General features: G+C 62.4%; 15 protein-coding genes. 14 read left to right on the forward strand and 1 reads right to left on the reverse strand.

The window, feature by feature from the left end; genetic code table 11:
- The first annotated feature begins 422 nt into the window (after positions 1-422).
- The 12 genes from IV454_RS01105 to IV454_RS01160 all read left to right on the forward strand — a co-directional run bounded on the left by IV454_RS01105 (position 423) and on the right by IV454_RS01160 (position 12,210).
- A complete protein-coding gene (locus IV454_RS01105; protein ID WP_206089816.1) occupies positions 423-1,085 on the forward strand; it encodes an energy transducer TonB in 663 nt (220 codons plus the stop codon).
- An 88-nt stretch (positions 1,086-1,173) separates the two neighbouring features.
- A complete protein-coding gene (locus tag IV454_RS01110; protein WP_206089817.1) occupies positions 1,174-2,100 on the forward strand; it encodes a MotA/TolQ/ExbB proton channel family protein in 927 nt (308 codons plus the stop codon).
- Positions 2,101-2,106: 6 nt separating this feature from the next.
- On the forward strand, positions 2,107-2,544 hold the full coding sequence (locus IV454_RS01115) for an ExbD/TolR family protein (protein ID WP_054264207.1): 438 nt from the start codon (positions 2,107-2,109) through the stop codon (positions 2,542-2,544).
- A gap of 78 nt (positions 2,545-2,622) precedes the next feature.
- Positions 2,623-3,057 (forward strand): ExbD/TolR family protein, encoded by a 435-nt coding sequence (locus IV454_RS01120; protein ID WP_181002670.1) that lies wholly within the window; start codon positions 2,623-2,625, stop codon positions 3,055-3,057.
- Positions 3,058-3,124: 67 nt separating this feature from the next.
- On the forward strand, positions 3,125-4,366 hold the full coding sequence (locus tag IV454_RS01125; protein WP_206089818.1) for a tetratricopeptide repeat protein: 1,242 nt from the start codon (positions 3,125-3,127) through the stop codon (positions 4,364-4,366).
- A gap of 134 nt (positions 4,367-4,500) precedes the next feature.
- Positions 4,501-5,472 (forward strand): bifunctional riboflavin kinase/FAD synthetase, encoded by a 972-nt coding sequence (locus IV454_RS01130; protein ID WP_054264209.1) that lies wholly within the window; start codon positions 4,501-4,503, stop codon positions 5,470-5,472.
- A 72-nt stretch (positions 5,473-5,544) separates the two neighbouring features.
- A complete protein-coding gene (ileS, locus tag IV454_RS01135; RefSeq protein ID WP_206089819.1) occupies positions 5,545-8,460 on the forward strand; it encodes an isoleucine--tRNA ligase in 2,916 nt (971 codons plus the stop codon).
- Between the two features lie 21 nt (positions 8,461-8,481).
- Positions 8,482-9,000 carry a signal peptidase II gene (gene lspA / locus IV454_RS01140; protein WP_206089820.1) on the forward strand — a complete coding sequence of 173 codons (519 nt, stop codon included), beginning with the start codon at positions 8,482-8,484 and terminating at the stop codon, positions 8,998-9,000.
- Positions 9,001-9,016: 16 nt separating this feature from the next.
- Positions 9,017-10,237, forward strand: a complete 1,221-nt coding sequence (coaBC, locus tag IV454_RS01145; protein ID WP_206092497.1) for a bifunctional phosphopantothenoylcysteine decarboxylase/phosphopantothenate--cysteine ligase CoaBC — start codon at positions 9,017-9,019, stop codon at positions 10,235-10,237.
- Between the two features lie 14 nt (positions 10,238-10,251).
- Entirely contained in the window at positions 10,252-10,701 is a 450-nt protein-coding gene (gene dut / locus IV454_RS01150; protein WP_054264211.1) for a dUTP diphosphatase, read from the forward strand.
- 13 nt (positions 10,702-10,714) lie between these two features.
- Positions 10,715-11,806: a M48 family metallopeptidase gene (locus tag IV454_RS01155; protein WP_206089821.1), complete on the forward strand. Its 1,092-nt coding sequence runs from the start codon at positions 10,715-10,717 to the stop codon at positions 11,804-11,806.
- Positions 11,803-12,210: a surface-adhesin E family protein gene (locus tag IV454_RS01160; protein ID WP_206089822.1), complete on the forward strand. Its 408-nt coding sequence runs from the start codon at positions 11,803-11,805 to the stop codon at positions 12,208-12,210. Before IV454_RS01155 ends, IV454_RS01160 begins: the two co-directional genes overlap by 4 nt.
- 5 nt (positions 12,211-12,215) lie before the next feature.
- On the opposite strand, the gene IV454_RS33275 is transcribed toward IV454_RS01160, so the two are convergent.
- On the reverse strand, positions 12,216-12,350 hold the full coding sequence (locus IV454_RS33275; RefSeq protein WP_267691110.1) for a hypothetical protein: 135 nt from the start codon (positions 12,348-12,350) through the stop codon (positions 12,216-12,218).
- 49 nt (positions 12,351-12,399) lie between these two features.
- On the opposite strand from IV454_RS33275, the gene IV454_RS01165 reads away from it, so the two are divergent.
- Together IV454_RS01165 and IV454_RS01170 are read left to right on the forward strand one after the other, a co-directional pair.
- On the forward strand, positions 12,400-13,413 hold the full coding sequence (locus tag IV454_RS01165; protein ID WP_206089823.1) for an XdhC family protein: 1,014 nt from the start codon (positions 12,400-12,402) through the stop codon (positions 13,411-13,413).
- 116 nt (positions 13,414-13,529) lie between these two features.
- Positions 13,530-14,429 carry a DMT family transporter gene (locus IV454_RS01170; protein WP_206089824.1) on the forward strand — a complete coding sequence of 300 codons (900 nt, stop codon included), beginning with the start codon at positions 13,530-13,532 and terminating at the stop codon, positions 14,427-14,429.
- Positions 14,430-14,432 lie beyond the last annotated feature (3 nt).

A 14,432-nucleotide genomic window follows, 5' to 3' on the forward strand; every position in this document is an offset into this window, starting at 1 on the left:
AGCCTTTCGACAGCAAGTTCCCGGATGCGCAACCGTGGCTTTCAACAGTACGCCCTCCCTCCATGAAACTGGCTATAGTTAGCATAATTGCCACGGCGGGGGTCGAATGTTATTTGGCGCGATGTCAGCAAGCTGTAAGAAATATTCGAAACAATCGAGTATTTCCCGCACGTTGTACGGTTTCAACATGCCCTTCACATTATAGTATTGCTTTTTTTACCAGAAGATGCAGGTCCGGGCTCTAGCGAGGCTTTGACAATCGTTTTCACACTCTGAATCGAACCGTTTTGGAGCTGTAAAAATGTGTGGTAAAAAAAGGATTCGTAGGTATAATTCGCCGACGTCCCGGATGCGGCTCAAGGTCTTGTCGTGTTTTGTGGGTTTAGTAGCAACAAAAAGAGTTGGTATTGGAGAAAGCAGGCATGAATTTTTCGCATGATAAGAACCCCGGGAAGAATTTCACTGGCATTGCGGTCGTTATCGCTATTCACGCATTGGTGGCTTGGGGGATCGTAAGCGGTCTTGGCACCCGCATGGTCACGAAAATGGCTGAAGCAGTGGAAACCAAGATCGTCGAAGAGGTCAAACCTCCTCCTCCGCCGGATGTTCCGCCACCGCCGCCGCCGCCTGAAATGAAGGCGCCTCCGCCTCCATTTATTCCGCCGGTCGAAGTGAACGTACAGCAACCGCCACCGGTGCAAAACACGATCGCCTCGGCGACCAATGTGAAGCCGCCGTCGGCTGAACTGTCGCGCCCGCAACCACCAGCGCCTCCTGCACCACCAGCGCCGGCTAATCCAAATCCCGTCCGCGTCGCAGCGGTCGCCGATTTCAACACTTGCGCAAAACCGGAGTTCCCAAAAGCCTCCCTGCGTAATGAAGAAACCGGCACGGTAACCTTGTCTTTCCTGATTGGTGTTGACGGTCGCGTCGCCGATTCGAAGATCGTGAAGTCGAGCGGCTTCCGCGATCTGGACAAAGCGGCGCAGGCCGGTATTAGTAAATGCAAGTTCAAGCCAACCATGGTTGATGGCAAGCCGGAACAAGCGTGGATGCAAATGCAATACGTCTGGACGCTGGATTAAGAACCGAGGCGGCAGTTTAGTCTCACTACTGTGATTTTCGTTGTCATTATGTTCAGCGAACTGATTATTTTATAAATTTGGAGGAAGCATGTTTAAGAATACCCGTTTGTCCGCTGCACTGGCGGCTGTCCTGTTCTCGGTTACAGCAGCTGCAGCGCTGGTCTCCGCACCAGCTTTCGCTGACGCTCCTGCTCCAGCGGCAGCCCCTGCAGCAGACGCAGCGGCTCCAGCTGCGGCTCCAGCAGCACCGGCACCAGCACCAGAAGCAGCTGCCCCAGCCGCTCCGGCAGTCAAAGAAGGCGAAAAAGAAGCGGTCAAAAACCCGTACGGTATCGAAGCACTGTGGGCCGAAGGCGACTTCGTTTCCAAAGGCACCCTGATCATCCTGTCGCTGATGTCGATGGGTTCGTGGTACATCCTGATCACCAAGCTGATCGACCAGGCCAAGATCTTCAAGCAATCGAAAGAAACCCAGGCCAAGTTCTGGAAAGCTTCGTCGATCGCAGCTGGTTCGGCTTCCCTGAAAGAAGGCAGCCCGTTCCGCTTCATCGCTGAAACCGGCACCAAGGCAACCAACCACCACGACGGCGCCCTGCTTGAGCAGATCGACCTGTCGACCTGGGTGACGATGTCGATCCAGCGCGCTGTTGACAAAGTTCAATCGCGTCTGCAAGACGGCCTGTCGTTCCTGGCAACCGTTGGTTCGACCGCACCGTTTATCGGTCTGTTCGGTACGGTGTGGGGTATTTACAATGCACTGACCGCCATCGGTATGTCGGGTAACGCATCGATCGATAAAGTGGCAGGTCCAGTGGGTGAAGCGCTGATCATGACCGCCTTCGGTCTGTTCGTCGCGGTTCCTGCGGTTCTGGGTTACAACTGGCTGGTTCGTCGTAACAAGTCGGCCATGGAAGATGTCCGCTCGTTCAGCGCTGACGTTCACTCGGTCCTGATTTCGGGTGCCATGTCGACGAGCGAAGCTGGCCGTGCTGCCGGCGCGAAAAAGATCGGATAATTCACCATGTCCATGAGCGTCGGCTCCGATAGCGGAGAAGAAGATGCAGTCATGTCAGAAATCAACACGACGCCGCTTGTCGACATCATGTTGGTTCTGCTGATTATCTTCTTGATTACGAGTCCGGTGGTTCTGAAGCTGCAAAAGATCGCGTTGCCTTCGGAAACCAACCAGGCATTGAAACCTAAGCCAACCACGGTGAACATCGTCGTCAATAAAGAAGGCGACATGTACTGGAACCAGACCCGCCTCAACGATACGAGCGAGCTGTTCGAGTTCCTGAAGAAGGAGTCCGTCAAGTTGCCTCAGCCTGAAGTGCACGTACGCGGCGATCAACAGACGCGTTACGAGTTCATCGGCAAAGTCATCTTCACGGCGCAGCGTGCTGGGATTCAGAAGGTCGGCTTCATCACGGAACCACCAGATAAAACTGGCGGCCGCTAAGCCCTCCTTGAGTAGGGCGCGACACTGGCAGCATCGCTTGCGCGCCCTACGGGTTCCAACATTAGAAAAGGAAACATCATGAGTATGAATGTCGGTTCCCCCGCCGCTGGTGCGGATCCGGAACCAATGATGGAAATGAACATGACCCCCTTGATCGACGTGATGTTGGTCTTGATTATCATGTTGATCATCACGATTCCGAAACAGAACCACTCGGTCAACCTGAACATGCCTGTTGGCACGCCTCCACCGCCAACAAGAGAACCCGTGGTGGTCACGATCGACGTTGACTTCGACGGCACGATTCTGTGGAACAACGAGGTCGTTCCTGACCGTCCTGCCCTGGAAGCGAAGATGAATTCCGTGTCGGCCATGGCGGATGCGGATCAGCCGGAAGTGCATTTGCGCCCTAACAAGCTGGTCGAGTACAAATATGTTGCCGGCGTGATGGCAACTGCCCAGCGCCTGGGTGTGAAAAAGATTGGTATGGTTGGTAACGAGCAGTTCCAATAAGCGCTATTGCTAATTGACGATACGGCAGGGTAAACCTGCCGTTTCGCTTTTGATTGAAAGAGTCCCAATGATCAAGTTTCGTCTCGCACATCTCGGCCTCGCCCTGGCCGCTCTTGGCTTTACCGCAGCAACGCCCGTCGTCGGACTGTCCACTGCCTACGCGGCGGAAGCCGTGCGCCCGGAAATCGGTGGTCCTTTGCAGGCTGCCCAGAAAATGATGCAAGCCGGACGCGCGAAGGATGCGCTGAACGAACTGCGCAAGCTCGACGGTAAAAACCCGACCGCAAGTGAGCAATACCTGATCGAACGTGTGCGCGCTGCCGCCGCCTCGACCGCCGGCGACTACGATACCGCCGCCCGCTCCTTCGAAAAACTGATCGACTCGGGCAAACTGTCCGCCAGCGAACGCGCCAATTTCTCCGAAGGCTTGATCGGCATTTACATGCGCGCCAAGGAATTCGGCAAGGCCAACGCCGCCATCCAGCGTTCGCTCAAGGAGCGCGACGATCCGAAGCTGCGCGCCTACCTGATCCAGAATTACATGGCAATGGGTAACACCGCCGAAGCCACCAGGCTGCTCGAAGCGGACCTGCGCTCCTACGACAAATCCGGCCGCACCCCGCCGGAAGAACCGCTGCAAATGATGGCCAACCTGCAGAACAAGAGCGGCGACAAGGCCGGCTATGTGGCGACCATCGAAAAACTGGCCGCCCACTATCCGAAGGCAAGCTACTGGGCCGACCTGCTCAACCGCATCGTCAGCAAACCCGGCTTCGCCGACCGCCTGAGGGTCGACGTCTCGCGCCTGCAACTGGCCAACAACCTGCTGAAAAAGCCAAGCGAATACATGGAACTGGCCCAGCTGGTCCTGCGCGACGGCGCCGCCGCCGAAGCGGTCAAGATCGTCGACAAGGGTTACAAGGCAGGCATCCTTGGCGTGGGTGCCGACGCGCCACGTCACCAGCGCCTGAAAGACCTGGCCGATAAGACCCTGGCCGACTTCAACAAGAACCTCGCCACCACCGAAGCAACCTTGCAGAAGGTCGCCGATAACGACGGTCTGGTGAGCCTGGGCTACGCCATGGTGCAAGCCGGCCAGGCCGAAAAAGGTCTGGCGCTGATGGAAAAAGCCATCGCCGCCGATCACCTCAAGCATCCCGACGACGCCAAGCTGCGCCTGGGCCAGGCCTACGCCGCCGCCGGCCAGAAAGCCAAAGCCATCACCGCCCTCAAATCGGTGGGCGGCAAGGACGGCACGGCCGAACTGGCGCGCTACTGGATCATGGCCATCAACCATCCAATGGCTTGATCGTCACCGCTTCGCAGTCGTTCCACTGAAAAGCGCTGTCTGCATCTTGCAGGCAGCGCTTTTTAGCTTTGAACGTATAATCGCTGTTTCGATTATGTTGGTCTGTTCATGCACAGTCATCCCAAGAGCACCCTATGAAGGTTTTTCGCGGACTTCCCAACGACAGGGCGCGCGCGCCCTGCGCGCTCACGATCGGTAACTTTGACGGAGTCCATCGCGGCCACCAGGCATTGTTGGCGCGCGTGTGCGGCGCCGCCTCCGACCTGGGACTGGAAGCGGCCGTGATGACGTTCGAGCCGCACCCGCGTGAATTTTTCGCGCGCCGCGCCGGCGACCTGTCGAAAGCGCCGAACCGCATCGCCAACCTGCGCGACAAGCTGCAATCGCTCTCGAACGCCGGCATCGACCGGGTCATCGTCGAACACTTCAACGAACACTTCGCCGCCATTTCGCCCCAGGATTTCGTCGAGCGCGTCCTGGTCGAGGGCCTGCACGTCAAGTGGCTGATGGTGGGCGACGACTTCTGTTTCGGCGCCCGGCGCGCCGGCACCGTCGCCATGCTCGCCGAAGCGGGCAAGCGCCACGGCTTTCATGTCGAGACCCTGCCCACCGTGATGCACGGCGCCCAGCGCATTTCCTCGTCGGCCGTGCGCACCGCCCTGGCCGCGGGCGACTTCGACCAGGCCGGCCAGCTGCTCGGCCACCCCTACGCCATGTCCGGCCACGTGATCCACGGCCAGAAGCTGGGCCGCACCCTGGGTTTTCCGACCTTGAATTTGCGCGTCGCGCACCGCCCTGCCCTGTCGGGCATTTTCATCGTCCAGGTACATGGCCTTGGGCCCGCGCCCTTGCCCGCCGTGGCCAGCCTGGGCGTGCGCCCCACCGTCGACGACAGCGGCCGCGTGCTGCTGGAGGTGCACGTGTTCGACTTCGCCCAGTCCTGCTACGGCAAGATGGTGCGCGTCGAATTCCTGGAAAAGATACGCGACGAAGAAAAGTACACCGACCTGGCCACCCTGACCGCCGCCATCGCGCGCGACAGCGACAAGGCGCGCGCCTGGTTCGCGCGGCGCGCCGCCGCCCTCACCGCCACCGACCGAATTTGACGCCGCCCCCGCAGCCAGCTGCTCCCTGCGTCACGATCCAAGACACCCAGATACACCTCCTTGAAGAAAAATATGTCCGACAATAGCCAAACCAGCAACCCAGAGCAGAACCAGCAAACTCCCAAGGCACCAAAAAAAGATGCCAGGCCGGTGAGCAAATACCCGGTCAACATGACCGACACCCCGTTCCCGATGCGCGGCGACCTGGCCAAGCGCGAACCGGGCTGGGTCAAGCAATGGCAGGACAAAAAAATCTACGAGCGCGTGCGCAAGGCGGCCAAGGGCCGTCCGATGTTCGTGCTGCACGACGGCCCGCCGTACGCCAATGGCGATATCCACCTCGGCCACGCCGTCAACAAGATCTTGAAAGACATGGTCGTCAAATCGCGCGGCATCGCCGGTTTCGACGCGCCCTACGTGCCGGGCTGGGATTGCCACGGCATGCCGATCGAAATCCAGATCGAAAAACTGCACGGCAAAAACCTGCCGACCGCCGACGTCCTGACCAAGGCGCGCGCCTATGCGCTCGAACAGGTCGACCGCCAGCGCGCCGGCTTCATTCGCCTGGGCGTGCTCGGTGAATGGGACAACCCCTACCTGACCATGGCCTTTCGCAACGAAGCCGACGAACTGCGTTCACTCGGCACCCTGCTCGACAAAGGCTATGTGTACCGCGGCCTGAAACCGGTGAACTGGTGCTTCGATTGCGGCTCGGCCCTGGCCGAAGCGGAAGTCGAATACCAGGACAAGCGCGATCCGGCCATCGACGTCGGCTTCCCGTTCGCCCAGCACGACAAGCTGGCCGCCGCCTTCGGCCTGCCCGCACTGCCGGCCGGCGATGGTTTCATCGTCATCTGGACCACCACGCCGTGGACCATCCCGTCGAACCAGGCGCTCAACGTCAATCCGGAAGTGACTTACGCGCTGGTCGAAACCACGAAAAATGACAAGCCGCTGCTGCTGATCCTGGCGGCCGACCTGGTCGAGTCCTGCCTGCTGCGCTACAAGCTCGAAGGCAAAGTGATTGCCACCTGCCTGGGCCAGGCTTTCGACGGCATCGCGTTCAAGCACCCGCTGCACGCGTCCGATGCGTTTTTCGACCGTCTCTCGCCGATGTACATGGCTGATTACGTCACCACCGAAAGCGGCACCGGCGTGGTCCACTCGGCCCCCGCCTACGGCCTGGACGACTTCATTTCGTGCAAGGCGCACGGCATGAAGGATGACGAAATCCTGACCCCGGTAATGGGCGACGGCCGCTTTGCCTCGACCCTGCCGCTGTTCGGCGGCATGACCATCTGGGAAGCGTCCAAGCCGATCTGCGCCGCCCTGACCGATGCCGGCGCCCTGTTCGAAGTGAAGATGTTCGACCATAGCTACATGCACTGCTGGCGCCACAAGACCCCGATCGTCTACCGCGCCACCTCGCAGTGGTTTGCCGGCATGGACGTGACGCCGAAAGACGGCGGCCCGACCCTGCGCGAAACGGCCCTCAAGGGCATCACCGAAACCCGCTTCTTCCCGGACTGGGGCCAGGCGCGCCTGCACGGCATGATCGAGAACCGTCCCGACTGGACCCTGTCGCGCCAGCGCCAGTGGGGCGTGCCGATGGCCTTCTTCCTGCACAAGGAAACCGGCCAGCTGCACCCGCGCACCCCGGAGCTGCTGGAGCAAATCGCCAAGCTGTTCGAGGAACGCGGCATCGATGCCTGGCTCGATATCGAACCGAAGGACCTGCTCGGCGATGACGCCGACATGTATGTCAAGAACAAGGACACGCTCGACGTCTGGTTCGATTCCGGCTGCACCCACCAGACCGTGCTGCGCGGCTCGCACGCGGCCCAGTCGCAGTTCCCGGCCGATCTGTACCTCGAAGGCTCGGACCAGCACCGCGGCTGGTTCCACTCCTCGCTGCTGACATCCTCCATGCTCAACGGCTGCCCGCCGTACAAGGCGCTGCTCACGCACGGCTTCACGGTCGACGCCGATGGCAAGAAGATGTCCAAGTCGCTCGGTAACACGATGGCGCCGCAAAAAATCTCCGACACCCTGGGCGCCGACATCCTGCGTCTGTGGGTCGCCTCGACCGACTACACGGGCGAGCTGTCGATCTCCGAAGAGATTCTCAAGCGCGTGACCGAATCGTACCGCCGCATCCGCAACACCCTGCGCTTCCTGCTGGCGAACACCTCCGACTTCAACCACGCCAAAGACGCGCTGCCGACGGCCGACCTGCTCGAGATCGACCGCTACGCCATCGCCGCCATGGCCGCGTTGCAGAACGACATCGCCAGCCACTATGAGCGCTACGAATTCCACCCGGTCGTCTCCAAGCTGCAGAACTACTGCTCCGAAGACCTGGGCGGCTTCTACCTCGACATCCTCAAGGACCGCCTGTACACGTCGGCCGTCGATTCGCCGGCACGCCGTTCGGCCCAGACCGCGCTGTGGCACATCACCCAAAGCCTGCTGCGCGTGATGGCCCCGATGCTCAGCTTCACCGCCGAGGAAGCGTGGGCCGTGTTCGCCGACGCCGACGCCTTTGCCGCCAGCGACGAAACCATCTTCACGCAAACCTTCTGGACCCTGCCGGAAGTCGCCGATGGCGCCGCCCTGCTGGACAAGTACACGACATTGCGCGCCGTGCGTACCGACGTCACCAAGCAGTTGGAAGAGCTGCGCGTATCGGGCGCCATCGGTTCGTCGCTGCAGGCCGAGCTGACCATCAAGGCCAGCGCCGTCAAGTATCGCCTGCTGGCCAGCCTGGAAGACGACCTGAAATTTGTCTTCATCACCTCGCAGGCGCACGTGACGGAAGTAGCCGACGAAGCCGGCGAAGCGATCGAGGTGGCCGCCTCCGCCGCGCCGAAATGCGAGCGTTGCTGGCATTACCGTGCCGACGTCGGCACCCATGCCGAGCACGCGGGCTTGTGCGGCCGCTGCTTCAGCAATTTGTTCGGCAGCGGCGAGAAGCGCGCCTTCGCGTAAACAATAAACAGACACCATCCCATGGCAACCAAAAAGAAACAGCTGTTCTCGTCCGCGCCGCAAGGCGGCTCCGGCATGATGCCTTGGCTGGGCATTGCCGCCATCGTGATCCTGATCGACCAGCTGACCAAGATCGCGATCCAGAAAACCTTCACGTTCGGCGAGGAGAAAGTCATCACTTCCTTCTTCAACCTGGTGCTGGCGTATAACAAGGGTGCCGCCTTCGGCTTCCTGCAACACCAGCCAGGGTGGCAGCGCTACTTCTTCACCGGGCTTGCGATCATCGCGGTCGGCTTCATCCTTTACATGTTGAAGCGCCATGCCGGCCAGCGCCTGTTCTGCTGGGCGCTGGCGCTGATCATGGGCGGCGCCATCGGCAATGCCATCGACCGCCTGGCCTACGGCCACGTGGTCGACTTCCTCGACTTCCACCTGGCCGCCTTTGGCCACTTCCCGGCCTTTAACGTCGCCGACAGCGCCATCTGCGTGGGCGCCGCGCTGTTCGTGTTCGACGAACTGCGGCGCGTGAGCCGGCAATAAGGAGAACGCGATGACGATGGACCTGCAAGGTAAGAAGATCGTCCTGGGCCTGTCGGGCGGAGTGGCCTGCTACAAGGCGGCGGACCTGTGCCGCGCCCTGATCAAGCAGGGCGCCTCGGTGCAGGTGGTCATGACCGACGCCGCCACCCATTTCATCACGGCGGTGACGATGCAAGCCCTGTCGGGCCATCCGGTCCACACCGACCAGTGGGATCCAAGGGTGGCCAACAACATGGCCCACATCGACCTCACGCGCGGCGCCGATGCGATCCTGATTGCGCCCTGCTCGGCCGACTTCATGCGCAAACTGGCGCACGGCGTCTGCGACGACCTGCTCTCGACCCTGTGCCTGGCGCGCCCGCAGCGCGTGCCGCTGCTGGTCGCCCCGGCCATGAATGTCGAGATGTGGGAAAACCCCGCCACCCGCCGCAACGCCGCCCAGCTACGCGCGGACGGCATCCGGATTTTCGGCCCGGCCGCCGGTGAACAAGCCTGCGGCGAAACGGGCCTGGGCCGCATGCTCGAGCCCGCCGACCTGCTCGACGAAGTCATCGCCTCGTTCCAGGCCAAGGTCCTGGCGGGCAAGCGCGTGCTGATCACCGCCGGACCGACCTTCGAAGCGATCGATCCGGTGCGCGGCATCACCAATCTGTCGTCCGGCAAAATGGGTTACGCGATTGCCCGCGCCGCGCGCGAAGCGGGAGCCGAAGTCACTCTCATCTCCGGCCCGACCGCACTGGCCACGCCGCACGGCGTGCGCCGCACCGACGTGCAAAGCGCGCGCCAGATGCACGACGCCGTGATGAACGCCGTCGGCGGCCAGCACGTATTCATCAGCGTGGCGGCGGTGGCCGACTGGCGCGTGGCCAACGCCAGCACCCAGAAAATGAAAAAACAGGACGACGGCGCCACGCCCAGCCTGCAGTTCGAACAGAATGCCGACATCCTCGCCGCGGTTGCTGCCACCACCTCGGTGTCGGGCTGGCCGTACTGCGTCGGCTTTGCCGCCGAATCCGAGAACCTGGTCGAATACGGCGCCATCAAGCGCGAGAAAAAAGGCATTCCCCTTTTGGTCGGCAATATCGGCCACCAGACCTTCGGCCAGGACGACAACAGCATCATGCTGTTCGACGACCAGGGCCACACCGTACTGCCGCGCGCCGACAAGCTCACCCTGGCGCGCCAGCTCATTTCCGAAATCGCAAAGCGCATCGAACAGCGCTCCCTGCTCAAGTAAAAAGCATCCGCACCATGAAAACCATTGACGTCAAAATCCTCGACCCGCGCATGAAAGATCAGATGCCGGCCTACGCCACGCCGGGCAGCGCCGGGCTTGACCTGCGCGCCTGCATCGACGCGCCGATCACCATCGAAGCCGGCGCCACCGTGCTCATTCCGACCGGGCTGGCGATTCATGTGAGCGACCCCGGTTACGCCGCCATGATCCTGCCGCGCAGCGGCATGGGTCACAAGAACGGCATCGTGCTGGGGAATCTGGTAGGCTTGATCGACTCCGACTATCAGGGACAACTGATGGTATCGACCTGGAACCGCGGCCAGACCGCCTTCACGCTCAACCCCATGGAGCGCCTGGCGCAATTGATCGTGGTGCCGGTGGTGCAGGTCGGATTCAATATTGTCGACGATTTCGACACAAGCGAACGCGGTGCGGGCGGTTTCGGCAGCACCGGCAAACACTAATTTGGAGAAGTCTATGGCCCGCTTCACTGGTCTGCGTCCGGCTATGCCGGTAATCTGCCTGGCACTGCTGCTGTCGGCCTGCGAGACGACCGGGCCAGCGCCTGAACCCACTCCCACTGTCCCCGTTGCGCAAACGCCGGCCGAGCCGCCGCCGAGGGTCGTCACGCCACGCCTGGCCGCCGCCGCCGAAGCGCTGACCCGCATGGCCGCCCTGCAGGAGCGCCTGTACCGGATCGCCGCGCCGCTCCTGATCAACAACGCCGACCTGTGCAAATCATCCACGCGCAACCTGCTCGGCTTCACCGCGCGCAACCGCTACTGGTATCCGGGCGAATACAACGAGGCGGCCAACATCGCCTTCGACATGGGCGAGCGCCTGCAGGTGACGGGCGTACTGGCCGGCAGCGGCGCTGCCCGCGCCGGACTGCGGCGCGGCGACAACCTCATATCCGCAAGCGGCAAGGCGCTGCCGGTGGGTCCCAACGCATCGAGCACGGTCGGTGCGGTGTTCGGCCCCCTGGTGGCCAGCCATGCCAGCCTGGCGCTGCAAATCGAGCGTGACGACAAGACCCGCGAGCTGACCATTCCCGTCACCCGCGCCTGCGGTTTCGTCATCGAACTCGGGAACGCCGACAACGTGAACTCCTATGCCGACGGCCAGCGCGTCATGGTCACGCGCGGCATGCTGCAGTTTGCGAAGAACGACGAAGAAGTCGCCTACCTGCTGGCCAAGGGCATGGCGCACAACATCCTGGGGCACGCCGCCTCGCAGCGCAGTACCGGCACCATCGGCAGCATCATCGACAACCTGACCAACGTGCGGCCGGATACCTCGATGCTGATCGGCAGCGGCGGCATCAAGGCCATGCCGCCGGAACTCGACGCCGCCGCCGACCAGCTCAGCATGTATTTGCTGGTGCGCGCCAGCGTCGGCATCGATGGCGCCCCGGCGTTCTGGAAGCGGCTGGCCGCGACCTATCCGGCCACGGTCTTGAACAGCTACGTCGCCAACCACCCGGGCACCAGCGCGCGCCTGGCCGCGATCGACAAGGCCACGGCCGACATCAGGGCCAAGCAGGTTGCCAAAAAAACCGTCGCGCCATGAAAAAGCTGCTGCTCGCCTGCCTGACGGTTGCACTGATCGCGCCCCTGCAGGCGCAGGCCGCGCAGTGGGTGAAGGTCGGATCGGCCGCTGGCAGCCAGTCATACATCGACAAGGGCAGCATGATCCGGGTCGACAAGAGCTACAAGGTGTGGTCGCTGGTGTCGTACGCGAAGGAGCAGGCCACGCCGGAAGGCACACCCTACCTGTCGATGAAGGCCCTGCATGTGTATTCGTGCGCCGAGCGCACCACGACCTTGCTCAGCCAGGTGTACTACACCGAGGCGATGGGCAAGGGGCCGGTCGCGCAAAGCTTCAAGTACGAAAAATTCGGGCCGGAAGACATCGTGCCCGACAGCGCCGCGGATGGCGCGCTGCAAGTGATCTGCAAGCGCAAGAAGCGCTAGCGCGTTCAGCTCGGGAAATTCGGGAAGAACGTCCCCATCACCCACGTCAGCAGGCCGCAAAACACCACCACCGCCACCAGCACGATCAGCAAACGCCCGAACTTCGGCGAGCCATCGTCATTTTTTGTATCATTGCTCATCTTCCCACCACCATGTGCTCGATTCAGGAGCGCCAGTATATTCGATTCAATGGACAGCATAGACCTGGAAGTATTAAAGACCGCCTCGGCATGGATCGCGGCCGGTCACCGCTGCGAATTGATCACGGTGATCAAGACCTGGGGATCGAGCCCGCGCCCGATCGGTGCCACCTTGGCCATTTGCGACGATGGCCGCGTGGTCGGCTCGGTCTCCGGCGGCTGCATCGAGGATGACCTGATCGAGCGCGTGCGCCGGCATGGCATCACGCGCGCCATTCCCGAGGTGGTCAGCTATGGCATCAGCGCCGACGAAGCGCACCGTTTCGGCCTGCCCTGCGGCGGCACCATCGAACTGGCGATCGAGCCGCTATCGCGCGCCAGCGCCATCGACGAACTGCTCGCGCGCCTGGAAACGCACGAACTGCTGGCGCGCCGGCTCGATCTGGCCAGCGGCGCGGTCACGTTGACGGCGGCGCAAGCCGGTGCGGTGCAGCTGCTGGCCGACGGCGTGCTGACCACCGTGCACGGCCCGCGCTGGCGCCTGTTCATCATCGGGGCCGGGCAGCTCTCGCGCTTCCTCGCGCAGATCGCCACGGCAATGGATTACCACGTCACCGTGTGCGACCCGCGCGAAGAGTACCGCGCCGGCTGGAACCTGCCTGGCGTGCAGCTGGTGCACATGATGCCGGACGACCTGGTGCTCGAATCGCGCCTGGATCACCGCAGCGCCGTGGTGGCGCTCACGCACGACCCCAAGCTGGACGACCTGGCGCTGATGGAGGCGCTCAAATCCGACGCGTTTTACGTCGGTGCGATCGGCTCGCGCCTGAATAACGCCAAACGGCGCGAACGGCTCAAGGAGTTCGATCTGTCGCACGAGCAGCTGGCGCGCTTGCACGGACCGATTGGCCTGTACATCGGCAGCAAGACGCCCTCGGAGATCGCGATCTCGATCCTGGCCGAGCTCACCGCCGTCAAAAACGGCGTGCCGGCCGAGCTGCAGGTGCGCCACGCCGCGGCGCTGGAGCCGGCCAGCACCGAGGTGTGCGCAGTGCCGGGCTGATGTAACGGCAAGCGCAATAGCAAGTGTAATAGCAAGAACAGGCTATCGCGCAAGGCGCCGGCGGCGCACAATGCCGCTTCCTTATTGAGCGCGACGGGCGCATCGGGACTTCATCCATGAACACAGCCAATCTGCTTCGACTGATCGTCCTCGCCGCCATCTGGGGCAGCTCCTTTCTCTTCATGCGCATCGCCGCGCCCGTGCTCGGACCTGCCGTGCTGATCGAATACCGGGTCGCCTTTGCCGCCCTGTTCCTGGCCATCGTCGGCGTAATTCTCAAAAAACGCCTCGACCTGGCCGCCAACTGGAAGCACTACCTGATCCTCGGCTTCATCAACTCCGCCCTGCCCTTTTTGCTGTTCGCCTTTGCCGCGCGCACCTTGTCGGCCTCCGTGCTGTCGGTGCTGAACGCCACCGCACCGATGTGGGGTGCGCTGATCGGCGCGCTCTGGGCGCGCCAGGCCATCGCCGCCAAACAGATGCTCGGCCTGGTGCTCGGCACCTGCGGGGTGGCGCTGCTGGTCGGCTTCGACGACGTCACCGCGCGGCCCGGCGCGCCGCTCGCCATCGCGGCCGCCCTGCTGGCCGCCTTTTGCTACAGCGTGGCCAGCACCTACGCCAGGTCGGCCAAAACCGTTGAACCATACGCCAACGCGCACGGCAGCATGTGGGCCGCCACCGTGCTGGTGATTCCGGCGCTGCCGTTCTTTCCCGCTCCCGCCACGGCCACGCCGGGCATCATGGGCGCCGCGCTCGCACTGGGCGTGCTTTGCAGCGGGATCGCCTACATCATGTACTTCAAGCTGATACAGCAGGTCGGCCCCACTTCCGCGCTCACGGTCACCTTCCTCAGCCCCCTGTTCGGCATTTTGTGGGGCGTGCTGTTTTTGTCGGAACACGTGGGCTGGTACACCATCGCCGGCGCCGCCGTGGTCATCGCCGGCACGGCGCTGGTGACCGGATTTACGCCATTCGGCGCGCGTGCTATCGTTGCGCCCTCTCCCACCAGCAAATAGGCG

Source organism: Massilia antarctica, assembly GCF_015689335.1.
Classification (GTDB): domain Bacteria; phylum Pseudomonadota; class Gammaproteobacteria; order Burkholderiales; family Burkholderiaceae_D; genus Telluria_A; species Telluria_A antarctica.

Coding starts and splice junctions, on each gene's coding strand:
- IV454_RS01105 (WP_206089816.1), top strand. CDS start 423: ATGAATTTTTCGCATGATAAGAACCCCGGGAAGAATTTCACTGGCATT.
- IV454_RS01110 (WP_206089817.1), top strand. CDS start 1,174: ATGTTTAAGAATACCCGTTTGTCCGCTGCACTGGCGGCTGTCCTGTTC.
- IV454_RS01115 (WP_054264207.1), top strand. CDS start 2,107: ATGTCCATGAGCGTCGGCTCCGATAGCGGAGAAGAAGATGCAGTCATG.
- IV454_RS01120 (WP_181002670.1), top strand. CDS start 2,623: ATGAGTATGAATGTCGGTTCCCCCGCCGCTGGTGCGGATCCGGAACCA.
- IV454_RS01125 (WP_206089818.1), top strand. CDS start 3,125: ATGATCAAGTTTCGTCTCGCACATCTCGGCCTCGCCCTGGCCGCTCTT.
- IV454_RS01130 (WP_054264209.1), top strand. CDS start 4,501: ATGAAGGTTTTTCGCGGACTTCCCAACGACAGGGCGCGCGCGCCCTGC.
- ileS (WP_206089819.1), top strand. CDS start 5,545: ATGTCCGACAATAGCCAAACCAGCAACCCAGAGCAGAACCAGCAAACT.
- lspA (WP_206089820.1), top strand. CDS start 8,482: ATGGCAACCAAAAAGAAACAGCTGTTCTCGTCCGCGCCGCAAGGCGGC.
- coaBC (WP_206092497.1), top strand. CDS start 9,017: ATGGACCTGCAAGGTAAGAAGATCGTCCTGGGCCTGTCGGGCGGAGTG.
- dut (WP_054264211.1), top strand. CDS start 10,252: ATGAAAACCATTGACGTCAAAATCCTCGACCCGCGCATGAAAGATCAG.
- IV454_RS01155 (WP_206089821.1), top strand. CDS start 10,715: ATGGCCCGCTTCACTGGTCTGCGTCCGGCTATGCCGGTAATCTGCCTG.
- IV454_RS01160 (WP_206089822.1), top strand. CDS start 11,803: ATGAAAAAGCTGCTGCTCGCCTGCCTGACGGTTGCACTGATCGCGCCC.
- IV454_RS33275 (WP_267691110.1), bottom strand. CDS start 12,350: ATGAGCAATGATACAAAAAATGACGATGGCTCGCCGAAGTTCGGGCGT.
- IV454_RS01165 (WP_206089823.1), top strand. CDS start 12,400: ATGGACAGCATAGACCTGGAAGTATTAAAGACCGCCTCGGCATGGATC.
- IV454_RS01170 (WP_206089824.1), top strand. CDS start 13,530: ATGAACACAGCCAATCTGCTTCGACTGATCGTCCTCGCCGCCATCTGG.